Source organism: Steroidobacter gossypii (assembly GCF_016801985.1).
Taxonomy (GTDB): domain Bacteria; phylum Pseudomonadota; class Gammaproteobacteria; order Steroidobacterales; family Steroidobacteraceae; genus Steroidobacter; species Steroidobacter gossypii.
The window spans coordinates 1-17,758 of the sequence record NZ_JAEVLS010000010.1 but is presented as its reverse complement, the minus strand read 5'-3'; the positions used below and the strand labels follow the sequence as shown (position 1 = coordinate 17,758).

Here is a 17,758-nt window from a genome sequence, read left to right as displayed (position 1 = left end):
CATAACTCGACCGCAACGAGCTTCGACAACCATGTCTCATCCCCCCGCGGAGCGGGGGATGGATGATCATCGAATCGACCGCAACGAGCTTCGACAACCATGTCTCATCCCCCGCGGAGCGGGGGGATGGATGATCATCGAATCGCCAGCGACGAGGCTTCGACCGGCAAGGGTCGTCGCGCCAACGGTTGTATGCAATCCGCATCCGTTCGATACTGGCGGGCCTCCCATTTCGCTTTTCGAGCTGCCACCGTGACTACCTTAGGTACGCCCCTGTCGCCCTCGGCCACTCGCGTCATGCTGCTCGGCTCCGGCGAGCTGGGTAAGGAAGTGGTGCTCGAGCTGCAGCGCTTTGGCTGCGAAGTCATCGCCGTGGATCGCTATCCCAATGCGCCGGCGATGCAGGTCGCGCATCGCTCCCATGTGATCAACATGCTCGATCCTGCAGCCCTGCGGCAGGTGGTGGAGCGTGAGCGGCCGCAACTCATCGTGCCCGAGATCGAAGCGATCGCCACGCCGGCGTTGCTGGAGCTGGAGAAGGAAGGCTTCACCGTCGTGCCGACCGCGCGCGCGGCGCGGCTCACCATGGATCGCGAAGGCATCCGGCGACTTGCCGCCGAGCAGCTGCAGATCCGCACCTCGCCGTATCGATTCGCCGATACGGAGCAGGAGTATCTCCAAGCTGTACGTGACATCGGCATGCCTTGCGTGGTGAAGCCGGTCATGAGCTCCTCCGGCAAAGGCCAGAGCACGGTGCGCACCGAAGCGGATGTTCCGCACGCTTGGAAGTATTCCCAGCAGGGTGGCCGTGCCGGCGGCGGGCGCATCATCGTCGAGGGATTCGTCAAGTTCGATTTCGAGATCACGCTGCTGACGGTGCGTCACAACGGGCAGACCAGCTTCTGCGCGCCTATCGGTCATCTGCAGATCGACGGCGACTATCGCGAGTCGTGGCAGCCGCAGCCGATGACCGACACGGCTTTGAAGGAGTCACAGCGCATTGCGCATCTCGTGACCGAGAATCTCGGGGGCAACGGCATCTTCGGTGTCGAGTTGTTTGTGGCCGGCGATGAGATTTATTTCAGTGAGGTATCTCCGCGTCCGCACGACACGGGTCTGGTCACGCTGATCTCGCAGGATCTGTCCGAGTTCGCCCTGCACGCGCGCGCGATTCTTGGATTGCCAATCCCGGTCATTCGGCAGAGAGGGCCGTCGGCGTCGTGCGCGTTGCTGGTCGACGGCGAGTCGAACAATGTGCGTTTCGAGAATGTGGATCGCGCGCTGACCCAGCCGGATACCGCGCTACGTTTGTTCGGCAAACCGGAAGTTCACGGCCATCGCCGCATGGGTGTGTCGCTCGCCCTTGGCGCGAGCATCGATGAAGCGCGCGCGAAGGCGAGGGCGATGACTGAGATCGTGCTCGAGGGCGTGCGACTTTGAGGGCAGCGCTATGTGCCGCTTGGGGTGTGCGATGGTGTCGCCTGTTCGCGCACGCTTGAACCGTTGCTGAGCGCTGGTCGCTCGAACCAGCGCATTCGATACGCGTTCATGGCGGTGAGGCCGAGTTTCTTCAGCAGCCGGTTGTTCACAATCACGCCCACCGGTGCGCCGACGATAGGCAGTAGCTGCGCCAGCTTCGCCAGATCGATGTAGTCGCGATATTGCTGCTGGAACTTGCGCCAGTCGAAGCCGTCCAGAGAATTCGGCAGTTCCGAACTCTGCTCGTGCCAGCGCTGCATCTTCCAATACACATCCGCGCGATGCTCATCGCTGGAGAAGGCGAGCTGGAAGATGTAGAGCAGGTACAAACGTTCGCGGTAATCGTCGCCAGAGAAGCCGTATAACGCGGCGATCTCGAACAGCAGCTTGAGCTTGATGCTCAGGAGCAGCGGAAAATCGGCTAGGCCGAGCAGAAATCCGCCTGCCCCAGTAATGCCTCCTTCCACCGCCGCCGTTTTTCGATACCTATCGATGGTGGCGCGCACGCGCGCTTCGCGATCTTCGAGGCCGCCTTCCGTCAGGGGCGGCGAGGCGGTGAAGTTCGAGCCCCCCAGCACGGCCTGTGTCATTTGTTTGATCACCGCCGTGATGCTGGCGTGGACCTTCTCCGGAATATAACTGTTGATCTTGCGCTGAACGCCGCTTGTCGCGCGATTCCAGAGGCCGGGCCCGCGCTGCATCTCGTGCTGCCAGTGCCGCAGTTCTTCCAGAGCCTGGGTGTCGTAGGCGCTCATGAAGGGGACGATGCCGTGTTTGTATCCACTGTGCAAGATCGACGCAAAGAACTGCAGGGGACCGCTGGTATGCAGCCGGCGTATGGGTGGCACAAGTTGCGTCAGGTGACCCTGGCCGACCCGCAACCCCTGTCAGTCAACCCCTGCAGTGTTGATACTTCTTGTCTGCCTGCGCCGATCCCGTCCGATTAGAATGCAGACCTCATCGGGGGGGTTCAACCGAGTGAATTCGGCGCTATTGCAATTCGCTGAGTGGCTGGCCGCGAGCTCTTTCAGCATCGGGCTGCACGAGTCCTTTTATCTCTACAACTGGATCGAGACCACGCATGTCATGACGCTGATGCTCAGCCTCGGCATGCTGGCGGTGATCGACTTGCGCATGCTCGGCGTGGCGTTCGCCAACGTGCCCGCGTCGACCATTGCCGAGCGGCTGGATAGGCCGATGCTGATCGGCTTCACGATCATGTTCATCACGGGCCTGCTGCTGTACACCGCCATTCCGGTGCGCACCACTCAGAGCATCTGGTTCCGCATCAAGGTACTGCTGCTGATCGCTGCCGCGATCAATGCATGGCTGTTTCGTGGCTACATGCTGGCGGCGAAGAAGTCGTGGGACCTGGACGCGGTCGCCCCCCGCCGCGCGCGGGTGGCGGCGGCGTTGTCACTGACGTTGTGGGCGGGCGTCATCGTCACGGGCCGATTCATCGCGTACGACTGGTTCGACTGCGGCGGCGACAATCCCGCCTTCATCGACTGGGCGGCCGGCTGCGTCAGCGAATAATCCGGGGGATCGGCCATGTTGCTCTCATTGTTCGAATGGCTGGAAGCATCCGCGCTCGGCGTCTTCATGAAAGACCTGCCGGCGACGTTTGCCATCGTCGAGGCGGTGCACCTGATGGGGTTGGCCCTGCTCGGCGGCACGGTCCTCGCTCAGGACTTGCGATTGCTCAATGTGATCTTGCGGGATGTGCCGTCGAATGTGGTGACGGAGCAGGGGCATCGCTGGTTCAAGGTGGGGCTGTGGATTTTGCTGCTCACCGGGGTGCCGATGCTCGCTGGCGTCGCTACCAAGTGTTATCACAACCCGTTCTACTGGACGAAGATGATTGCTCTCTTGGTTGGCGTGTTGTTTGTATTTACCCTGAAGCAGCCTTTGCTTCGGGGTGACCACTCCTTGCTCAAGCCTGTGACCTTGAAGTCGATGGCCGTTGCGTCGATGTCGGTGTGGTTTCTTGTGGCCGCGTCGGGGCGGTGGATCGGATTCTCTGGCTGAGTGCTTCGGTTGGTGCGCTAAGAGCCGGAGGCCTCGTTGGCTCGCGGTGACGCTCGGGGGTATGTCCTCCCGGCACCGCTGCACCCGCCGCGCGTCGCTATCGCTCGCGCGCTGCCTGTACATCCATGTAGCGCTAAAGGGCCGACATCCCTGTCGGTCCCATTTGCCGGGAGAACATACCCCCGAGCATCACCGCCGAAAGCTTAAACTCGCTTTCGACGTGCGAAGAGCGGCAAACTGAAAGCGCAACGTGTTTTTTCCTCCGCGGCATCTCTTTGCTGTGCAGTGGACCTTTCGCGCGGAGGATCCCCCGCCGCCCTCCGCAAGCCACCGACGCTCCGAAAGCGCGGCATGCAAATGAAGTGCAGGCCGCGAAGCAGACAAATCAGCCGTACGCCAGCCGCAACGTCTCGATGACGTCGCCGACCTGAACGACCCAATAAACAACGGACGCAAGCACAATCGCGCCAGACACGACCAGCGCGATTTTTTCACGAGTGCTCAAGAACCAACCGGGGCAGTAGCAGCCGAGCTCACTTTTCAGTCTCATCCGAGCCATCCTTCGGCGCACCCGTCCCCGACGACCCCATGAACAGTTTGCGGCCGTCAGGGAACGTCACGTCGCGACCGTTGGCGCGGCACTTGGGTTTGCAGAGGGCATCTTTCGACTGATAGCCGCGCACCACGATTTCCGTGCCGATCTTCAAAGAGTCCTTGGTGATGCCACGACGTAGCAGCGTGTTGGGCGTGCCGCCTTCGACCATCCAGGCCTCGGTCGTGCCGTCTTCCTTCTTGTGATCGATGTGAATCCACGCGTGCGGATTGATCCATTCGACGCGCGTCACGGGGCCGCGAAGATTGACGGGGCGATTGGCGTCGAACTCGGCGGCGAAGGCGTGATGGGCGAGGGCGACGGCGCTACCGAGCAGCGTGCTGAAGGCCGCGGCGCCGGCGACGATGAGAAGTTTGGTACGCATAGTGTTTGTCCTCTAAAAACCAGTGAGCCTGAAGCTACTTCTTCACCGCAGGCGGCGCGCCTTCGGTCCCGGGCTTCTTGCGCAGATGGCCGTACATCAGCTCCTCGACGAACTCCACGCACTTGAACTGCATCAGCTGGGCGTTCGGGTCCACGCGGCGATACAGCGGCATGGCGATCTTCCACGGGCGGGTGAAGGTCTCGGGATCTTCGATGGTCGCTTCGTACCACAGGTGATCCGGACCGCGCTGGGAGTAGCGCTCGGTCACTTTCAACTTGTCGCTGTGGTGATTGCCGGAGCGATCGAACCAGGTCTGGCCGTTGAAGCCGGTGACTTCCACCACCAGCGTGTCGCCGTCCCACTTGCCCACGGACTGGCCCATCCACGAATCGGCCGGCGGCGGGCCGGGATCTTTCATATAAATGTTCCGAACTGCGCCGGCGTATTCGTAAGCGAAGAACAGGTGTTCCGTGCCGTCCGCGCTCTTGCTGTGGAAGATCTGGAACGGATACGGCATGTAGTTGGCGCGCGGCACGCCGGGCAGATAACACTTGATCTCCGGATCGAGCTCCAGCCAGTTCTTCTGGTTTTCTTGTTTCTTGGCGAGCGCCGCGGGGGTGTATGGAATGGCGTCGCCTTCGACGACGCCGAGGCCGGCGGGCACCGAGCCCACTGCACCGAGCGCCACGACCTGCGGTGCCGGCACGGGAACGAACTGACCAGGCACCATCGCCATCGCGGCGCGTGCGGCGTGTGGTTCGAGATCGTAGTTCGCGGAGTTCATGGCCTGCCAGATGCCGTTCAGATCGGGCTTGCCGTCCTTGGTGCGCGGGCCCTTTTCGGCCGCGACGGCGGCGGTAGCAACGCAGACAGCGAGAGCCGTTGCTATCGCGCGCGACAAAACGCTTGTCATCCTAAGCATCCCCCGATGGATCGTTTATCGCGAGCGATAAAACAATGGGCCACTGGGGTGTGTCAATGAACGCCGTGTCAAGAAAAATCGGCGCGGAAGGTTCTGCTGTGCGCGACTGCGCTCGTACGCCCTGCGGGCTACCTCGCGAAGAAAAGAATCATTTTTTTACCCTCTGTGGGGGTAATGCCCGAAGTAAAAGGTGAGTCCCGCGGGGAAATGTCGCTTCGGTACGTTGGGATCTCGCCCGGGCAGCGCCCGGGCGAGATGTGCATTCAGCGCACGCTGAATGTATAGACCGTCTTGCTGTTGTACTCCTCGCCTGGCCGCAGCACCGTGCTGGGAAATTCCGGCTGATTCGGGGAGTCGGGGTAGTGCTGCGTTTCCAGGCAGAAGCCGCTGTGCTTGGCGTAGGGCTTGCCGGGTTTGGCGGCCAGTTTGTCGTCCAGGAAATTGCCCGTGTAGAACTGCACGCCGGGTTCAGTGGTGTGCACTTCCATCACGCGACGCGTGGTCGGCTCCGACACGCGAGCGGCGAGCATCAAGCCGGGCTGTTTGCGGTTCAGCACGAAGTTGTGATCGATGCCGCCGGCGAACTTGATCTGTTCGTGATCGGCGTTGACGCGGTCGGCGAGTTTGACTTTGTTGCGGAAGTCGAACGGCGTGTCGGTGACCGGCGCGAGCTTGCCGGTGGGAATGAGTTGTTTATTGACCGGCGTATATTCGTTCGCATACAGCGTGAACTCGTGGCCCAGCACATCGCCGTTGCCATCGCCGGCGAGATTGAAATAGGCGTGCTGGGTGAGATTGACCACGGTCGGTTTGTCGGTGGTCGCGTGATAGTCGAACGACAGCTCGTTCTTGTCGGTGAGCGTGTAGGTCACGCGCGTCTGGAGGTTGCCAGGGAAGCCTTCCTCGCCGTCCTTGCTGGTGTAGGTGAAGATCACGCCCACCGCATCTTCCTTTTCGAACGGCTCGGCCTGCCACACCACCTTGTCGAAGCCTTTCACGCCGCCGTGCAGAGTGTTCGGGCCGTCGTTCTTGGGCAGCTTGTAGGTCTGGCCGTCGATCTTGAACTGGCCCTTGGCGATGCGATTGCCGTAGCGGCCGATGATGGCGCCGAAGTACGGCGGGTTCTTCAGATAGTCCTCGAACGATTGCAAGCCCAAAGTGATATCGCTGACTTTGCCGGAGCCGTCGGGCACCAGCAGCGCGGTGATGATGCCGCCGTAGTTGGTGGCGCGGACCTCCATGCCGTTGGCGTTGACCATGGTGAACAAGTCAACGGCGGTGCCATCCGGCAGCGTGCCGAACGGCGCCTTGCTGATGGTGTTCTTGGATTTTTCTTCCGGTGTCGGCGGCGGCTTGGGCGCCGGAGGCGGCTCTTTGGCGCAGCCGGCGAGTGCGCCTGCCAGCAGCAGACACGCCAGGACCGACCAGGCACGCGCACGACCGGGACTCAAATCAGCATTCTTCATGTGCGATCCCCCGAGTTGAACGACAAAAAATACTACCCGACAGCGGTAGGCGGGGCAGGACAGGAGGGAGCCAAGCACCAGGACATGCCGCGAACTCGTCCGTGTCCGGCCGTGCGGCGCAGGCGGCCCACTGGGCGATCAGGGGCCGCCGCGTCGTGTTGGAGATTATTTGTATTTAGCGAATTCTTCGCGAGTCAGCTCGCCATCCTTGTTCGTGTCCAGGTTCTTGAAGGCCACGAACAGCGCATCGTCGGTGGAGGCCTCGTTCAGGCTGATCTTGCCGTCGCCGTTCTTGTCGAGCGACTCGAAGCTGGGTTTGCCTTGGGCCAGCGCGGCGCCAGTCGCCATGAGGCCGAGGCTGGCCAGCAGCGCGGGCGCGGTGATGCGGGAGAATCGGGTCATGTTGCTTCCTTCGATATCGTAGCCAAGACACACTAGACAATGGCGCGGTGAGGCCAAGGTTCCGGGCGGCCCGGGCCGATCCCCTGCGCTGTCCGTGGCGCATTTTACTCGGAATGGGGCCGGGGTTAATCCGGATGCCTGGCCAGTTGTCTTGCCGCTGCGCCCACTGATAATAGGCAAGGTTAAATACAGGAGCGGCCAGGGAGCTGTCCGAATGACCGAGGCCGTCAATATCGAGCAGCGCGAAGCCCACCGCGAGCACATCGAGGCGCGAGTCCTGAGTGAACAGGTCGCGCTGATGTGCCGGCTTACCACTTCGCCGCTCACGGCAAGCGTGGTCATCGGCGCCATGATGGCTTGGCTGACCGCGCCCGATTACGGCTGGACCGCCTCGCTCACCTGGTACATCGCGCTGTTGTTGGTGTTGTTACTGCGCTGGCGAATTGCGGCGGGCTATCTGCGCAAGCCGCGCGATCTGGCCGAGACCAAGCGCTGGCGTGCCGCCATGTTGGGCGGCGCCATTCTCGGCGGCTCGGTGTGGTCCATCGCCGGCTCATTCCTGCTCCCGCAGGATCCGACCCGAGAGATCGTGATGTCAGTGTTCTTCATCGGCTGCACGGCCTCGGGCATGGGTTCCCAGGCGCCGGTGCGTCACGCCTATGCGTGTTTGCTGATTCCTTTCGCGACGCCGTACATCGTGACGCAGCTGTTGCTTGGCGGCGATCGCGTCGTGGTGGCGCTCGCGTTCATGCTTTATATCCCGGTGATGCTGGTGATCGCCGGCCGGCAGACCAAGTCGTTCGAACGTCAGATTCGCCTGGCCATCGAGAATGAATCGCTGGCCGAGCAGTTGCGCCAGGAGCGCGATCGCGCCAACCAGGCGCGCCTGGAGCTGGAAGTGCAGCTCGAAGAACAGAAGCGCTCGACCCAGCGGATTCGCGATCTCAATACCGAGCTGGAGCGTCAGGCGCACGAGCTGCGCACGGCCAACGGCGACCTCGAAGGTTTCTCATATTCGGTATCGCATGATCTGCGCGCGCCCTTGCGTGCGATCGACGGGTTCTCGCAATTGCTGATGGACGACAAGAACCAGTCGATCAGCGCCGAGACTCGTCATCATCTGCAACGCATTCGCGCCAACGTGTCGCACATGGCGACCCTCATCGACGATCTGCTGGAGTTTGCACGCTGCGGGCGTCAGTCGCTGGATCTTGGCCGGCTCGACATGGAACAACTGGCGCGCAACGCCGCCGAGGAGGCGCGCTCTGCCAGTTTGAACGAGGCGAAGACACCGATCATCGAGATTGGCAGTTTGCCGCTGGCGCGAGGCGACGAAGCGTTGATCCGGCAGGTGTGGATCAACCTGCTCGACAACGCCGTGAAATACACGAGCAAAGTCGAGAGTCCGCACATCATCGTGACCGGTCGAGAAGAAGCCGAACGACTGGTTTATGAGATTCGCGACAATGGCGTCGGTTTCGATAGCGCGTTCAGTTCCAACTTGTTCGGCGTGTTCCGCCGCCTGCACGGCGCGCGTGAGTATCCGGGCTCGGGCGTCGGGCTCGCCATCGTGCAACGAATCGTTACTCGGCACGGCGGCGAAGTGTGGGCGCATGCCGAGCCCAACAAAGGCGCCACGTTCAGCTTCTCGCTGCCCAAGCCAGTGCTGCGGGCGGTGGGCTGACGCGCCAGGATGCAGTCATGAATGATGAAGTCGTCGAACGTATCGAATTGAAGATCGCCTACCTGGAGCGCGCCAACAACGATCTGAGCGAAGTGGTGTACCGCCAGCAACAGCAGATCGACGCGCTGCGGGCGGAGCTGTCCGTGTTGAACGGCAAAATGGAAGCCGCAATGACCGAAGCGACGGTATACACGCCCGAGCAGGAAAAGCCACCTCACTATTGAGCTGATGCCTGCACGGCGCCGCCCCAGGTACATGGATGTAGCCGCCGCGTAGCGGCGGACGAGAGGCCTTTTGCGCGGATCGTCACGCGGGGCCGGGCAGGCTGCCCGGATCCGGCCTCAATGGAACAAGGGGCAGGTTTGGGCAGTCACCCCCTCATAGCTGGCACTGGCCGGCCAATGCGGGCGGGCACTGAAAAAAATCGGGGGATTCCATGCTGCGTGCAACGATTGCATCGCTGCTGGCCATTGCGGCCGGCTCTGCGCTGGCCCAGGCTCAGGACAGCGCCACACCAACCACCAACAAAACTGCCAGCGCCGATCAGGCATTGCAGGAATTCAATATTGCCGCTCAACCGCTGTCGCAAGCCTTGCGCGAATATGCGCAACAGAGCGGCGACCAGGTTGTGTTCTATTCCGACATCGGCAAGGGTCGTGAAGCGCCGGCGGTCGCCGGTTCCTACACGCGACAGGAAGCATTGCGCCGCCTGCTCGAAAACACTGGCCTAAAATATCGCCGCGTCAATTCTAAAACCGTTGCCATCAGCGCCGATGCACCCGCTCGGCCCCAAGCGTCGTTGCAACGGACATCGATGGCTGCGCCGTTGCGCCTCGCGCAAGCGACCGACACGCCACCGGCTCCACGTGCACAGGCGCAGGAGCAGGGCGGCGGCCGCACTGAACAACCCGCCAGCGATTCCCTGTTCGGTGTGGAAGAAGTCATCGTCACCGGCACCGCTGTGGCGGAACGAACCAAATTCGAGTCGAGCGTGGCGATCTCTACCTTCAATGCCGAGGACATCGCCCAACAAGCACCCGCAAGCTCCGCCGATCTGATCTCGGCGGTGCCCGGCTTCTGGGTGGAATCCACTGCCGGCACCACCCAGGGCAACGTGTTTGCTCGCGGCATCATTCAAGACGGCGGCTATCGCTACGTGGGCTTGATGGAAGACGGCATTCCCATCTATCCCGTGTTCGAACTGTCGTTCTACAACCCCGATCAATTCGTGCGCGTCGACGAGACCATCGATCGCGTGGAAGCGTTGCGCGGTGGCACCGCACCCATCTTCACCGCTGGCGCAGTCGGCGGCACGGTGAATTTCGTCACTCAGTCGGCCGGCGCCACTCCGCGTGGCGCTGTGAAATTGGGGATCAGCGACTACGGCATGTATCGCGGCGACGTCGCCTGGAGCGCGCCAATCGGCGATGAATGGGGCATCGCGCTCGGCGGTTATTACCGAACATCCGATGGCATTCGCGATCCGGGCTACACCGCCGACGAGGGCGGACAGTTCCGCGCCAAGCTCGGTCGCAAGTTCGACAACGGCAGCATCGAATTCTTCGGCAAGTACATCGACGATCGTTCCATGTTCGTGGTGCCGATTCCGTTGACCGGCAATCCTTCCGACCCTCGCGGTGTGAACGGCGCCGACCCCGGCACTTACTCTTTACACAGCAGAGATCTGGCCCGCGCCGGCCTGCCCGTGACCGCGGACGAGGTCGGGCTGCGCGGCTCGAACTTGGAAGACGGCATTCATCCGCAACTCGCCACCATCGGCGGCAAGCTCAATTGGGAATTCAACGACGTGGTCTCGCTGACCAATCTGTTGCGCTTCACCGATGGTGAAGTGCGCTTCGACGGCATCTTCTCCGATGCCCCGCCGAGGTCGGGCACGGAGTTTGCCGCTGATCGTGGCGTTGCCGCGAACTACAGCGTGATCTCTACGGGGGCGGCGTACGGCGCCGATCAGCTGGTGCAGAACCATGGCCACTGGGTGGTTAACAAGGAGTACGACGCCATCCAGGACGATCTGCGCCTGAACCTGGAGCTCGACTCGCACGCGGTGACGTTTGGCGCCTATGTCGCCGATTACTCGATGAAAGACGCCTGGAGCCTGGGCAATCTTCTGTTGATGGATGTGAGCGACCGGCCGCGGCGCTTGTTCCTGCCGGGCGTGACCGATGCGAGCGGCTTCACCAAGTACTCGACGTTCAACCTGCTCACGGATTACGACGCGAAAACGTACTCGCTGTACGCAGCGGACGAATGGCAGGTGACGGATGCGTTGCGCCTGGACTTCGGCGTGCGCTTCGACAAGCAGGACATCGAAGGCACGGTTCGCGCCGGCTCGGACGAATTGCCCAACGGCGATCCCACCGATCTGGACGGCAATCCCGCCACTCCCTATGACAACGAGGTTTCGGTGATCGGCGCCAATCGCAGCACCGTCGACGAGGACTTCGACAACACCGCGTTCTCGATCGGCTTCAACTACGAGTTCACGCCGCAACAAGCGATCTTCGGTCACTACACCGACTCGGCCAAGCTGCCGCACTTCGACGATGTCCGTAACGGCGTGCTGCAGAAGGACCAGGTGACCAATATCGAGGTGGGCTACAAAGCCTCGCTGGAATCGCTGGTGGTGTTCGCGACCTTGTTCCAAACCGAGTTCGACAATGTGCCGTTTCAGGACATCCTGTCCAGCGGCGACACCATTGTGCGTCGTGCTGAGACCAAGACGCGCGGCATCGAGCTGGAAGGCGAGTACCAGCCCATCGACGCGCTGAATATTCGCTTCAGCATCACTCAGCAGGATCCGACGTACGAAGGGTTCTCGGGCTCGGCGGCCGGCAACACGGGCAACGTGATCCGGCGCATTCCGAAAACCATGGCGCGCATCACGCCGACATATGAGTTCATGGATGGCGCCGCTCGCGCGTACTTCACATACACGTATGCGGGTAAGCGGTATGCGAACGACGAGAACTCCATCGTGCTGCCCAAGTATCACAAGCTGGACGCGGGCGTGATGTTCGATGTCGACGCCTGGACCTTCCAGATCTCCGGCGACAACCTCACCGACGAGGTCGGCCTGACCGAAGGCAACCCGCGCACCGACGTGGGTTCGGGCGGCATTGGCAACATCTATATGGTGCGACCGTTGTTCGGGCGATCGTTCATGGGATCCGTGACGTATCGGTGGTAGCCTGCGCACCATGTTCCAGCGGATCTCCAGAGTCGTTTGCATGACTGTGTTGCTGGCCGGCGCGGCGATCGCGTCGGCCGACGAAGCCGTGCCTACACCGGCTGATGTGTACGGCGAGCTGTTCAAGCAGGTGCAGCTCGAGGCGGTATTCCCGGACAGCAAGGCGTTTGTCGACGCCTTGCCGAAACGGGCTCCCGAGCAAATCCTCGAGGAGTACCGACAGCTGCGGCAGCAGCCCGGCTTCGACCTGAAGAAGTTCGTCGCGGAGCGTTTCGAGGCGCCGCCGAATGTGGCCGCCGATTTTCGGACGGTGGCCGGCCAGGACGTGAGGCAACACATCGACGCGTTGTGGAAGGTGCTCGAGCGCAAGCCCGAGGATCAGCGGCCGCACACCTCGCGTCTGGCGTTACCGTATCGGTACATCGTGCCGGGCGGGCGCTTCAACGAGATCTATTACTGGGACTCGTACTTCACCATGCAGGGGCTGGAGGAGAGCGGGCGGCACGATCTGACCATGGACATGATCGCCAACTTCGCGTGGCTGATCGACCGCTACGGTCATATTCCCAACGGCAATCGCTCCTACTTCTTGAGCCGGTCGCAGCCGCCGTTCTTTGCGGCCATGATCGAGTTGGCGGCGTCCCAGGAAGGCGATTCCGTCTATAAGAAATATCTGCCGCAGCTAGTCAAGGAATATCAGTTCTGGATGGATGGCGCCGAGGCGCTGAAGCCGGGGGCTGCGCATCGGCGCGTTGTGAAGCTCGCGGACGGCACGGTGTTGAATCGTTATTACGACGATCGGAATGTTCCTCGCGAGGAGGCTTACAAGGAGGATGTCGCCACTGCTCGGCAGGCCGGCGCGGCCTCGCCCGAGATCTATCGGCATCTGCGGGCGGCCGCGGAGAGTGGCTGGGATTTCAGCTCACGTTGGTTCGCGGGGGAGACGCTCGCGACCATTCATACGACGGACTTGATTCCGCCAGATCTGAATAGCTTGCTTTATCAGCTGGAGCTGACCATTGCCAAAGGCTGCACGGTTACAGCCGATGCTACCTGCGCCAAGAACATGAACGCCAAGGCGGAGGCGCGGAAGGCGGCGATCACTCGTTATCTTTGGAATGCCAAGGCTGGCGCGTTCACCGACTTTGACTGGCGCAAGAAGCAGCTGAATGCGCAGGTGACGGCGGCGACGGTTTACCCGCTGTACTTCAATGTGGCGAGCAAAGAGCAAAGCAAGATCATCGCAGCCACCGTGCGCTCAACTTTGCTGAAGCCCCACGGGTTGGCGACCACCACGCTCGCCACTGGCGAACAGTGGGATGCTCCCAATGGTTGGGCGCCGCTGCAGTGGCTCGCCATCAAGGGCTTCCAGAACTACGGCGAAGATCAACTCGCGTCCACTATCGCTCAGCGATGGGTCGGCAAGAACCTCCAGGTCTTCAAGGCCACCGGCAAGCTGGTAGAGAAATACGACGTTGTCGGAGATAGCGCCGGCGGTGGCGGTGAATATCCCCTCCAAGATGGCTTCGGCTGGACCAACGGCGTTCTGCGGAAGCTGTTGGCGATGTATCCCAAGCTCGCCGAGTAAGCTTCGTTTCTCGGAGTCAGAGTCGTCGATGGCTTACTGAGGAAGAGGCCTCGGTGGCTTACCGAGGAAGAAGCCTTGGTGGCTCGCAGCGGGAGGGTCAGGTGTGTCCTCCCGGCTCCGCTGCACCCAGCCGGCGCTAACCACCGACGCCTCCGGCGTGACCTAACGAGCGCCGCAAAGGCAGGCTTACACCAACCGACACCTCTTGGAGCGAGCGAGCAAAGATCTCAGCGAGAGCTCACACTCCACCCCTCCGAGTCCGAGCGGACATGGAGGGTTTCGTCGCCGCTGAGGAATTCTGCGAGCGAGGCGGGGTCGGTGGCGTCGAAGACGCCGGTGATTTTGCGGGCGCCGACCGAGGGGTCTTCGATGCGGATCGTGCGTGAGCTGTAGCGAGCGAACTCCGCCGCAGCGGAAGACAGGGGGGTGTCTTCGAAAATCAGACGCCGCTCGGTCCACGATGTGACTTTCTCGGTATCTCGCAGCGACACCCGAATCGCCGGCTGTGCTTTCGCGAGAATCAATTGATCGCCCATCGCCAGCTCGAACTCGCTGACTGCCTTCGCCGCCTGCGCGGCCGAGCGTTCAGCGGCGGCGCGCTGGTTCACGCGTACCCGACCTTCCAACACAGTGACGACCGTGCGCGAATCGCTGGCCTTCACATTGAACGCCGTGCCAACGGCAACGATGTCAGTCACGCCAGTGCGAACTCGAAACGGCCGATCCGGATCCTTGGCCACGCGGAAAATTGCTTCTCCCTCGAGCAACTCAATCGCGCGCAGGTCATCCTCGAGATGCGCCCGCAACCGCGAGCGGCTGTTGAGTTCGACCACCGAGCCATCTTCCAAAGTGATGGAACGCTGTTCCCCAACCGCAGTCACGTACTCGGGCGTCAGCCAACCTTCGATCTGCGATCGACCAGCAATCAACCCTGTAGCCACAAACGCGCAGGCCACAACTGCCGCCAACGGCCACCGAACCGTTTTTCGCGACGTGCGATCGACAGCCAACGGACGATCCAGCGTCGCAATGTTCCCCTCACTGCTGGCCCGGGCCGCAGCCACGAGCTCAGCGACGCTGCGATCCGGCCACAGCTGCCGATTGTTCAGCTGACCATTGAGCCGGCTGAGGCGCAGAAACTCCTGGACATGTTGCCCGGACGCACGCAACCAAACGAAGAATTGCCGCCGCTCCGCCTCCGTGCATTTCTCATCGGACAGCACCGCCAACCAATGCGCAGCGCATTGCCGGGCGTGCGTCGTGGCAGGGTCTCGTGCGATGTCGTGATCGAATTCCATGACAGTGATCAATCGAGCTCGATGCGCTCGCGCAGATGCGCGTAGCCAGTGGTCAGATATCGGCGCACCATCCGTGGCGTGATGCCGAGATGGCCGGCGATTTCATCGTGCGACAGGTCCTCACGCAGTTTCAGGTAGACCACCGCCCGCACCATGGGCGTCATGGTCTGCAGGGCCGCGTCCAGCTGAGCCGCGAACTGCGCGTCGTTCAGTAACGAGTCCGGCGTGGCCGAGGCCACCAGGTGATCCAGCTCGGCGTCGCTGTGAGGCTTGGCGTTCACCGCCCGCATGCGCCACTCGGCCGCGACATTGCTCGCGACCCGGTACAGATAGGCCTGCGGCTCCTTGATCTGCTCCAGCTGCTCGACCCGCAGCAGGCGGACATAAACCTCCTGCGCCAGGTCTTCGGGGTCGATGCGGCCGGGCAGGCGGCGGCGCAGGTAACGCGTCAGGCCCGCATTCCAGCTGCGGGCCCATTCGGCGATACGCTGACTGCGGCCGGGCGAGGGCATAAGAGAGCGGTGTCCTGGTGAATCCAAGTGTCTATGACGGGCCGGGGGCGAAAATCTGCCCCCGTACGCCAAAAAGCCAGCGTCGTCCTGGCGTTGGCGGTTATGAGCATAAGATTTATGGCTCGCGCGTGCTATTTCCGCCGGGCGGCGAGGCGTACCTTGGCTCCATCCAAAAGGAGGCAACATGCTCAACATCCGACGCAGTAACGAACGCGGGTACGCCGATCACGGCTGGCTGAAGTCGTACCACACGTTCTCGTTCGCCGACTATTACGACCCGAGGCACATCGAGTTCGGCGCCTTGCGCGTGATCAACGAGGATCGCGTCGCCGCCGGCGCTGGCTTCGGTACGCACGGCCATCGGGACATGGAAATCATCAGCTATGTGCTCGAGGGCGAATTGGCCCACAAGGACTCGATGGGCACGGGCGCGACCATTCGCCCGGGCGATGTCCAGCGCATGAGCGCGGGCCGCGGTGTGATGCACAGTGAGTTCAATCCGTCGAGCGAGAAGCCGGCGCATTTCCTGCAGATCTGGATCCAGCCGGACCAGCGGGGCGTGGAGCCGAGCTACGAGCAGAAGAACTTCCCGGCCGAGGAGAAGCGCGGCAAGTTGCGCCTCATCGCTTCGCGCGATGGCGCCGACGGCTCGGTGCGCATCCACCAGGACGCGAAGGTGTATGCCGGGCTGTTCGACGGTGACGAGCAGGCCGAGCTCGCGATCGCTGCCGATCGTCAGGTGTATTTGCACGTGGCGCGCGGCACGGTGACGGCGAATGGCAACGTGCTCAACGCCGGCGACGCGCTCGCGCTGACGGACACACCGTCCTTGTCTCTGAGTAAAGGTCAGGGTGCGGAAGTGATAGTGTTCGATCTCAAAGCGACGAGCGCGAGGCTGTCATGATCGAGCTGATGATTCCATCGCGGCGCAAGGACCTGGGCGGCTTCGAAGTCGGCCGGGTCCTGCCCTGGACCAAGCGGCGCATGGTTGGGCCGTTTATCTTTTTCGACCACATGGGGCCGGTGGACTTCCCGGCCAATGTGTCGCGCAAAACCGATGTGAGGCCGCATCCTCACATCGGTCTCTCCACCATCACCTATCTCTACGATGGCGAGATCGTGCATCGGGACAGCGTCGGCTTTCATCAGACGATTCGCCCCGGCGAGGTCAACTGGATGACGGCCGGCAGCGGCATCAGCCACTCGGAACGTTTCGATACGATCCGCGAGCACGGTGGCCCTCTGCATGGCATCCAAGCGTGGGTCGCGCTGCCGGAATCCGAGGAGGAGACGGCCCCGAGCTTCGTGCATTTCGATGCGGCCGATTTGCCCTCACACTCGGAACAGGGCTTGAGCGTCAAGGTGATCGCCGGTTCTGCATACGGATTGACCAGCCCGGTGCAGACGCATTCGCCGCTGTTCTACGCGCATGTCGAACTGGCGGCCGGGCGCACGACCGAGGTGTGCGGCGGCTACAGCGAACGGGCCATCTATGTCGCAAAAGGTTCGGTGCGCATCAATGGCGAGCAGTATGAGACGGGACAGATGGCGGTGCTGTCGCCGGGCGCGATGCCTGCGATCACTGCGATCGAGCCGGCCATCGTGATGCTGCTCGGTGGCGAGGCGCTCGGCCCGCGCCATATCTGGTGGAACTTCGTTTCATCGAGCAAGGAGCGCATCGAGCAGGCCAAGTCGGATTGGCGCGCGGGACGGATCAAGCTGCCGGTAGGCGACGATCAGGAGTTCATCCCGTTGCCGGAAGATCCTCCGCCACCGAAACCGGAGCCCATGTCGTAAGTCCGCCGCCAGGTTCGAGCGCCCGGCGCAGTGTGTGTCGCTGAAGCGCAGCCATCGGAGATCGCTTGCAGTACTGCGCAACGACCAGAAGGTGCGGCGGTCGAAAGCCCCGCACCCCTCGGTCGCCCGAGCTCAGCTACGCAAGCGGTGTAGTAGCGACTCGATCGCCCTTGCGTGGTCGTAACTCTCGCCATCCCAGCGAGTCGCGGCCGTGCGGCAGTCGATGTGCAATCCGAGGGACGGCTGCGCCATTTAACATTCGACGTTTCTGCTAATGGGATGGTCCGCCCCGCTTCTCAACTTGGCGGATAAGGCCAATGATTGGGATTCCTACGTCTCAATCGGAAGCGGAGCAGACCATGAACAAGATTACCGTAGTGGGGATCGATCTAGGCAA

General features: G+C 62.1%; 17 protein-coding genes. 9 read left to right on the top strand and 8 right to left on the bottom strand.

What is annotated here, in order from left to right; genetic code table 11:
• Positions 1–252: 252 nt before the first annotated feature.
• On the top strand, positions 253–1,440 hold the full coding sequence (gene purT / locus JM946_RS29065; protein ID WP_322110997.1) for a formate-dependent phosphoribosylglycinamide formyltransferase: 1,188 nt from the start codon (positions 253–255) through the stop codon (positions 1,438–1,440).
• An 8-nt stretch (positions 1,441–1,448) separates the two neighbouring features.
• Here the strand turns inward: purT and JM946_RS29060 are convergent, their stop codons facing one another.
• Positions 1,449–2,234 carry an EcsC family protein gene (locus tag JM946_RS29060; RefSeq protein ID WP_203170969.1) on the bottom strand — a complete coding sequence of 262 codons (786 nt, stop codon included), beginning with the start codon at positions 2,232–2,234 and terminating at the stop codon, positions 1,449–1,451.
• 223 nt (positions 2,235–2,457) lie between these two features.
• Between JM946_RS29060 and JM946_RS29055 the strand changes: the two genes are divergently transcribed.
• Positions 2,458–3,015, top strand: coding sequence for a DUF6644 family protein (locus JM946_RS29055; RefSeq protein ID WP_203170968.1), 558 nt, complete (start codon positions 2,458–2,460; stop codon positions 3,013–3,015).
• A gap of 27 nt (positions 3,016–3,042) precedes the next feature.
• A complete protein-coding gene (locus JM946_RS29050; protein WP_203170967.1) occupies positions 3,043–3,507 on the top strand; it encodes a DUF6644 family protein in 465 nt (154 codons plus the stop codon).
• A gap of 385 nt (positions 3,508–3,892) precedes the next feature.
• Here the strand turns inward: JM946_RS29050 and JM946_RS29045 are convergent, their stop codons facing one another.
• The 5 genes from JM946_RS29045 to JM946_RS29025 form a co-directional block, all read right to left on the bottom strand.
• The gene (locus tag JM946_RS29045) at positions 3,893–4,057 is read right to left on the bottom strand and encodes a hypothetical protein (protein ID WP_203170966.1); all 165 of its coding nucleotides are present in this window, start codon (positions 4,055–4,057) and stop codon (positions 3,893–3,895) included.
• Positions 4,041–4,484 (bottom strand): DUF6152 family protein, encoded by a 444-nt coding sequence (locus JM946_RS29040; RefSeq protein WP_203170965.1) that lies wholly within the window; start codon positions 4,482–4,484, stop codon positions 4,041–4,043. Before JM946_RS29040 ends, JM946_RS29045 begins: the two co-directional genes overlap by 17 nt.
• Before the next feature lie 34 nt (positions 4,485–4,518).
• The gene (locus JM946_RS29035) at positions 4,519–5,397 is read right to left on the bottom strand and encodes a hypothetical protein (protein ID WP_203170964.1); all 879 of its coding nucleotides are present in this window, start codon (positions 5,395–5,397) and stop codon (positions 4,519–4,521) included.
• A 272-nt stretch (positions 5,398–5,669) separates the two neighbouring features.
• Positions 5,670–6,872 (bottom strand): aldose epimerase family protein, encoded by a 1,203-nt coding sequence (locus JM946_RS29030; protein ID WP_203170963.1) that lies wholly within the window; start codon positions 6,870–6,872, stop codon positions 5,670–5,672.
• A 165-nt stretch (positions 6,873–7,037) separates the two neighbouring features.
• Complete coding sequence (locus JM946_RS29025) at positions 7,038–7,274, bottom strand: EF-hand domain-containing protein (protein WP_203170962.1); 237 nt, start codon at positions 7,272–7,274, stop codon at positions 7,038–7,040.
• A gap of 214 nt (positions 7,275–7,488) precedes the next feature.
• On the opposite strand from JM946_RS29025, the gene JM946_RS29020 reads away from it, so the two are divergent.
• From JM946_RS29020 to treF, 4 genes are all read left to right on the top strand, one after another.
• Positions 7,489–8,958, top strand: coding sequence for a sensor histidine kinase (locus JM946_RS29020; RefSeq protein ID WP_218043184.1), 1,470 nt, complete (start codon positions 7,489–7,491; stop codon positions 8,956–8,958).
• Positions 8,959–8,975: 17 nt separating this feature from the next.
• On the top strand, positions 8,976–9,182 hold the full coding sequence (locus JM946_RS29015; protein ID WP_203170960.1) for a SlyX family protein: 207 nt from the start codon (positions 8,976–8,978) through the stop codon (positions 9,180–9,182).
• Between the two features lie 212 nt (positions 9,183–9,394).
• On the top strand, positions 9,395–12,166 hold the full coding sequence (locus JM946_RS29010; protein ID WP_203170959.1) for a TonB-dependent receptor domain-containing protein: 2,772 nt from the start codon (positions 9,395–9,397) through the stop codon (positions 12,164–12,166).
• Positions 12,167–12,206: 40 nt separating this feature from the next.
• On the top strand, positions 12,207–13,754 hold the full coding sequence (gene treF, locus JM946_RS29005) for an alpha,alpha-trehalase TreF (RefSeq protein WP_203170958.1): 1,548 nt from the start codon (positions 12,207–12,209) through the stop codon (positions 13,752–13,754).
• Positions 13,755–13,981: 227 nt separating this feature from the next.
• Here the strand turns inward: treF and JM946_RS29000 are convergent, their stop codons facing one another.
• Together JM946_RS29000 and JM946_RS28995 are read right to left on the bottom strand one after the other, a co-directional pair.
• Positions 13,982–15,052 carry a FecR family protein gene (locus JM946_RS29000; RefSeq protein WP_203170957.1) on the bottom strand — a complete coding sequence of 357 codons (1,071 nt, stop codon included), beginning with the start codon at positions 15,050–15,052 and terminating at the stop codon, positions 13,982–13,984.
• 8 nt (positions 15,053–15,060) lie between these two features.
• Complete coding sequence (locus JM946_RS28995) at positions 15,061–15,564, bottom strand: RNA polymerase sigma factor (RefSeq protein ID WP_203170956.1); 504 nt, start codon at positions 15,562–15,564, stop codon at positions 15,061–15,063.
• A 184-nt stretch (positions 15,565–15,748) separates the two neighbouring features.
• On the opposite strand from JM946_RS28995, the gene JM946_RS28990 reads away from it, so the two are divergent.
• Positions 15,749–16,468, top strand: a complete 720-nt coding sequence (locus JM946_RS28990; RefSeq protein ID WP_203170955.1) for a pirin family protein — start codon at positions 15,749–15,751, stop codon at positions 16,466–16,468.
• Positions 16,465–17,361, top strand: coding sequence for a pirin family protein (locus JM946_RS28985; protein WP_203170954.1), 897 nt, complete (start codon positions 16,465–16,467; stop codon positions 17,359–17,361). Before JM946_RS28990 ends, JM946_RS28985 begins: the two co-directional genes overlap by 4 nt.
• Positions 17,362–17,758 lie beyond the last annotated feature (397 nt).

What these genes read in the sequence shown, in the direction of transcription:
- JM946_RS29060 (WP_203170969.1), bottom strand. Translation starts at nt 2,234, where the DNA reads ATGAGCGCCTACGACACCCAGGCTCTGGAAGAACTGCGGCACTGGCAG.
- JM946_RS29045 (WP_203170966.1), bottom strand. Translation starts at nt 4,057, where the DNA reads ATGAGACTGAAAAGTGAGCTCGGCTGCTACTGCCCCGGTTGGTTCTTG.
- JM946_RS29040 (WP_203170965.1), bottom strand. Translation starts at nt 4,484, where the DNA reads ATGCGTACCAAACTTCTCATCGTCGCCGGCGCCGCGGCCTTCAGCACG.
- JM946_RS29035 (WP_203170964.1), bottom strand. Translation starts at nt 5,397, where the DNA reads ATGACAAGCGTTTTGTCGCGCGCGATAGCAACGGCTCTCGCTGTCTGC.
- JM946_RS29030 (WP_203170963.1), bottom strand. Translation starts at nt 6,872, where the DNA reads ATGAAGAATGCTGATTTGAGTCCCGGTCGTGCGCGTGCCTGGTCGGTC.
- JM946_RS29025 (WP_203170962.1), bottom strand. Translation starts at nt 7,274, where the DNA reads ATGACCCGATTCTCCCGCATCACCGCGCCCGCGCTGCTGGCCAGCCTC.
- JM946_RS29020 (WP_218043184.1), top strand. Translation starts at nt 7,489, where the DNA reads ATGACCGAGGCCGTCAATATCGAGCAGCGCGAAGCCCACCGCGAGCAC.
- JM946_RS29015 (WP_203170960.1), top strand. Translation starts at nt 8,976, where the DNA reads ATGAATGATGAAGTCGTCGAACGTATCGAATTGAAGATCGCCTACCTG.
- JM946_RS29010 (WP_203170959.1), top strand. Translation starts at nt 9,395, where the DNA reads ATGCTGCGTGCAACGATTGCATCGCTGCTGGCCATTGCGGCCGGCTCT.
- treF (WP_203170958.1), top strand. Translation starts at nt 12,207, where the DNA reads ATGACTGTGTTGCTGGCCGGCGCGGCGATCGCGTCGGCCGACGAAGCC.
- JM946_RS29000 (WP_203170957.1), bottom strand. Translation starts at nt 15,052, where the DNA reads ATGGAATTCGATCACGACATCGCACGAGACCCTGCCACGACGCACGCC.
- JM946_RS28995 (WP_203170956.1), bottom strand. Translation starts at nt 15,564, where the DNA reads ATGCCCTCGCCCGGCCGCAGTCAGCGTATCGCCGAATGGGCCCGCAGC.
- JM946_RS28990 (WP_203170955.1), top strand. Translation starts at nt 15,749, where the DNA reads ATGCTCAACATCCGACGCAGTAACGAACGCGGGTACGCCGATCACGGC.
- JM946_RS28985 (WP_203170954.1), top strand. Translation starts at nt 16,465, where the DNA reads ATGATCGAGCTGATGATTCCATCGCGGCGCAAGGACCTGGGCGGCTTC.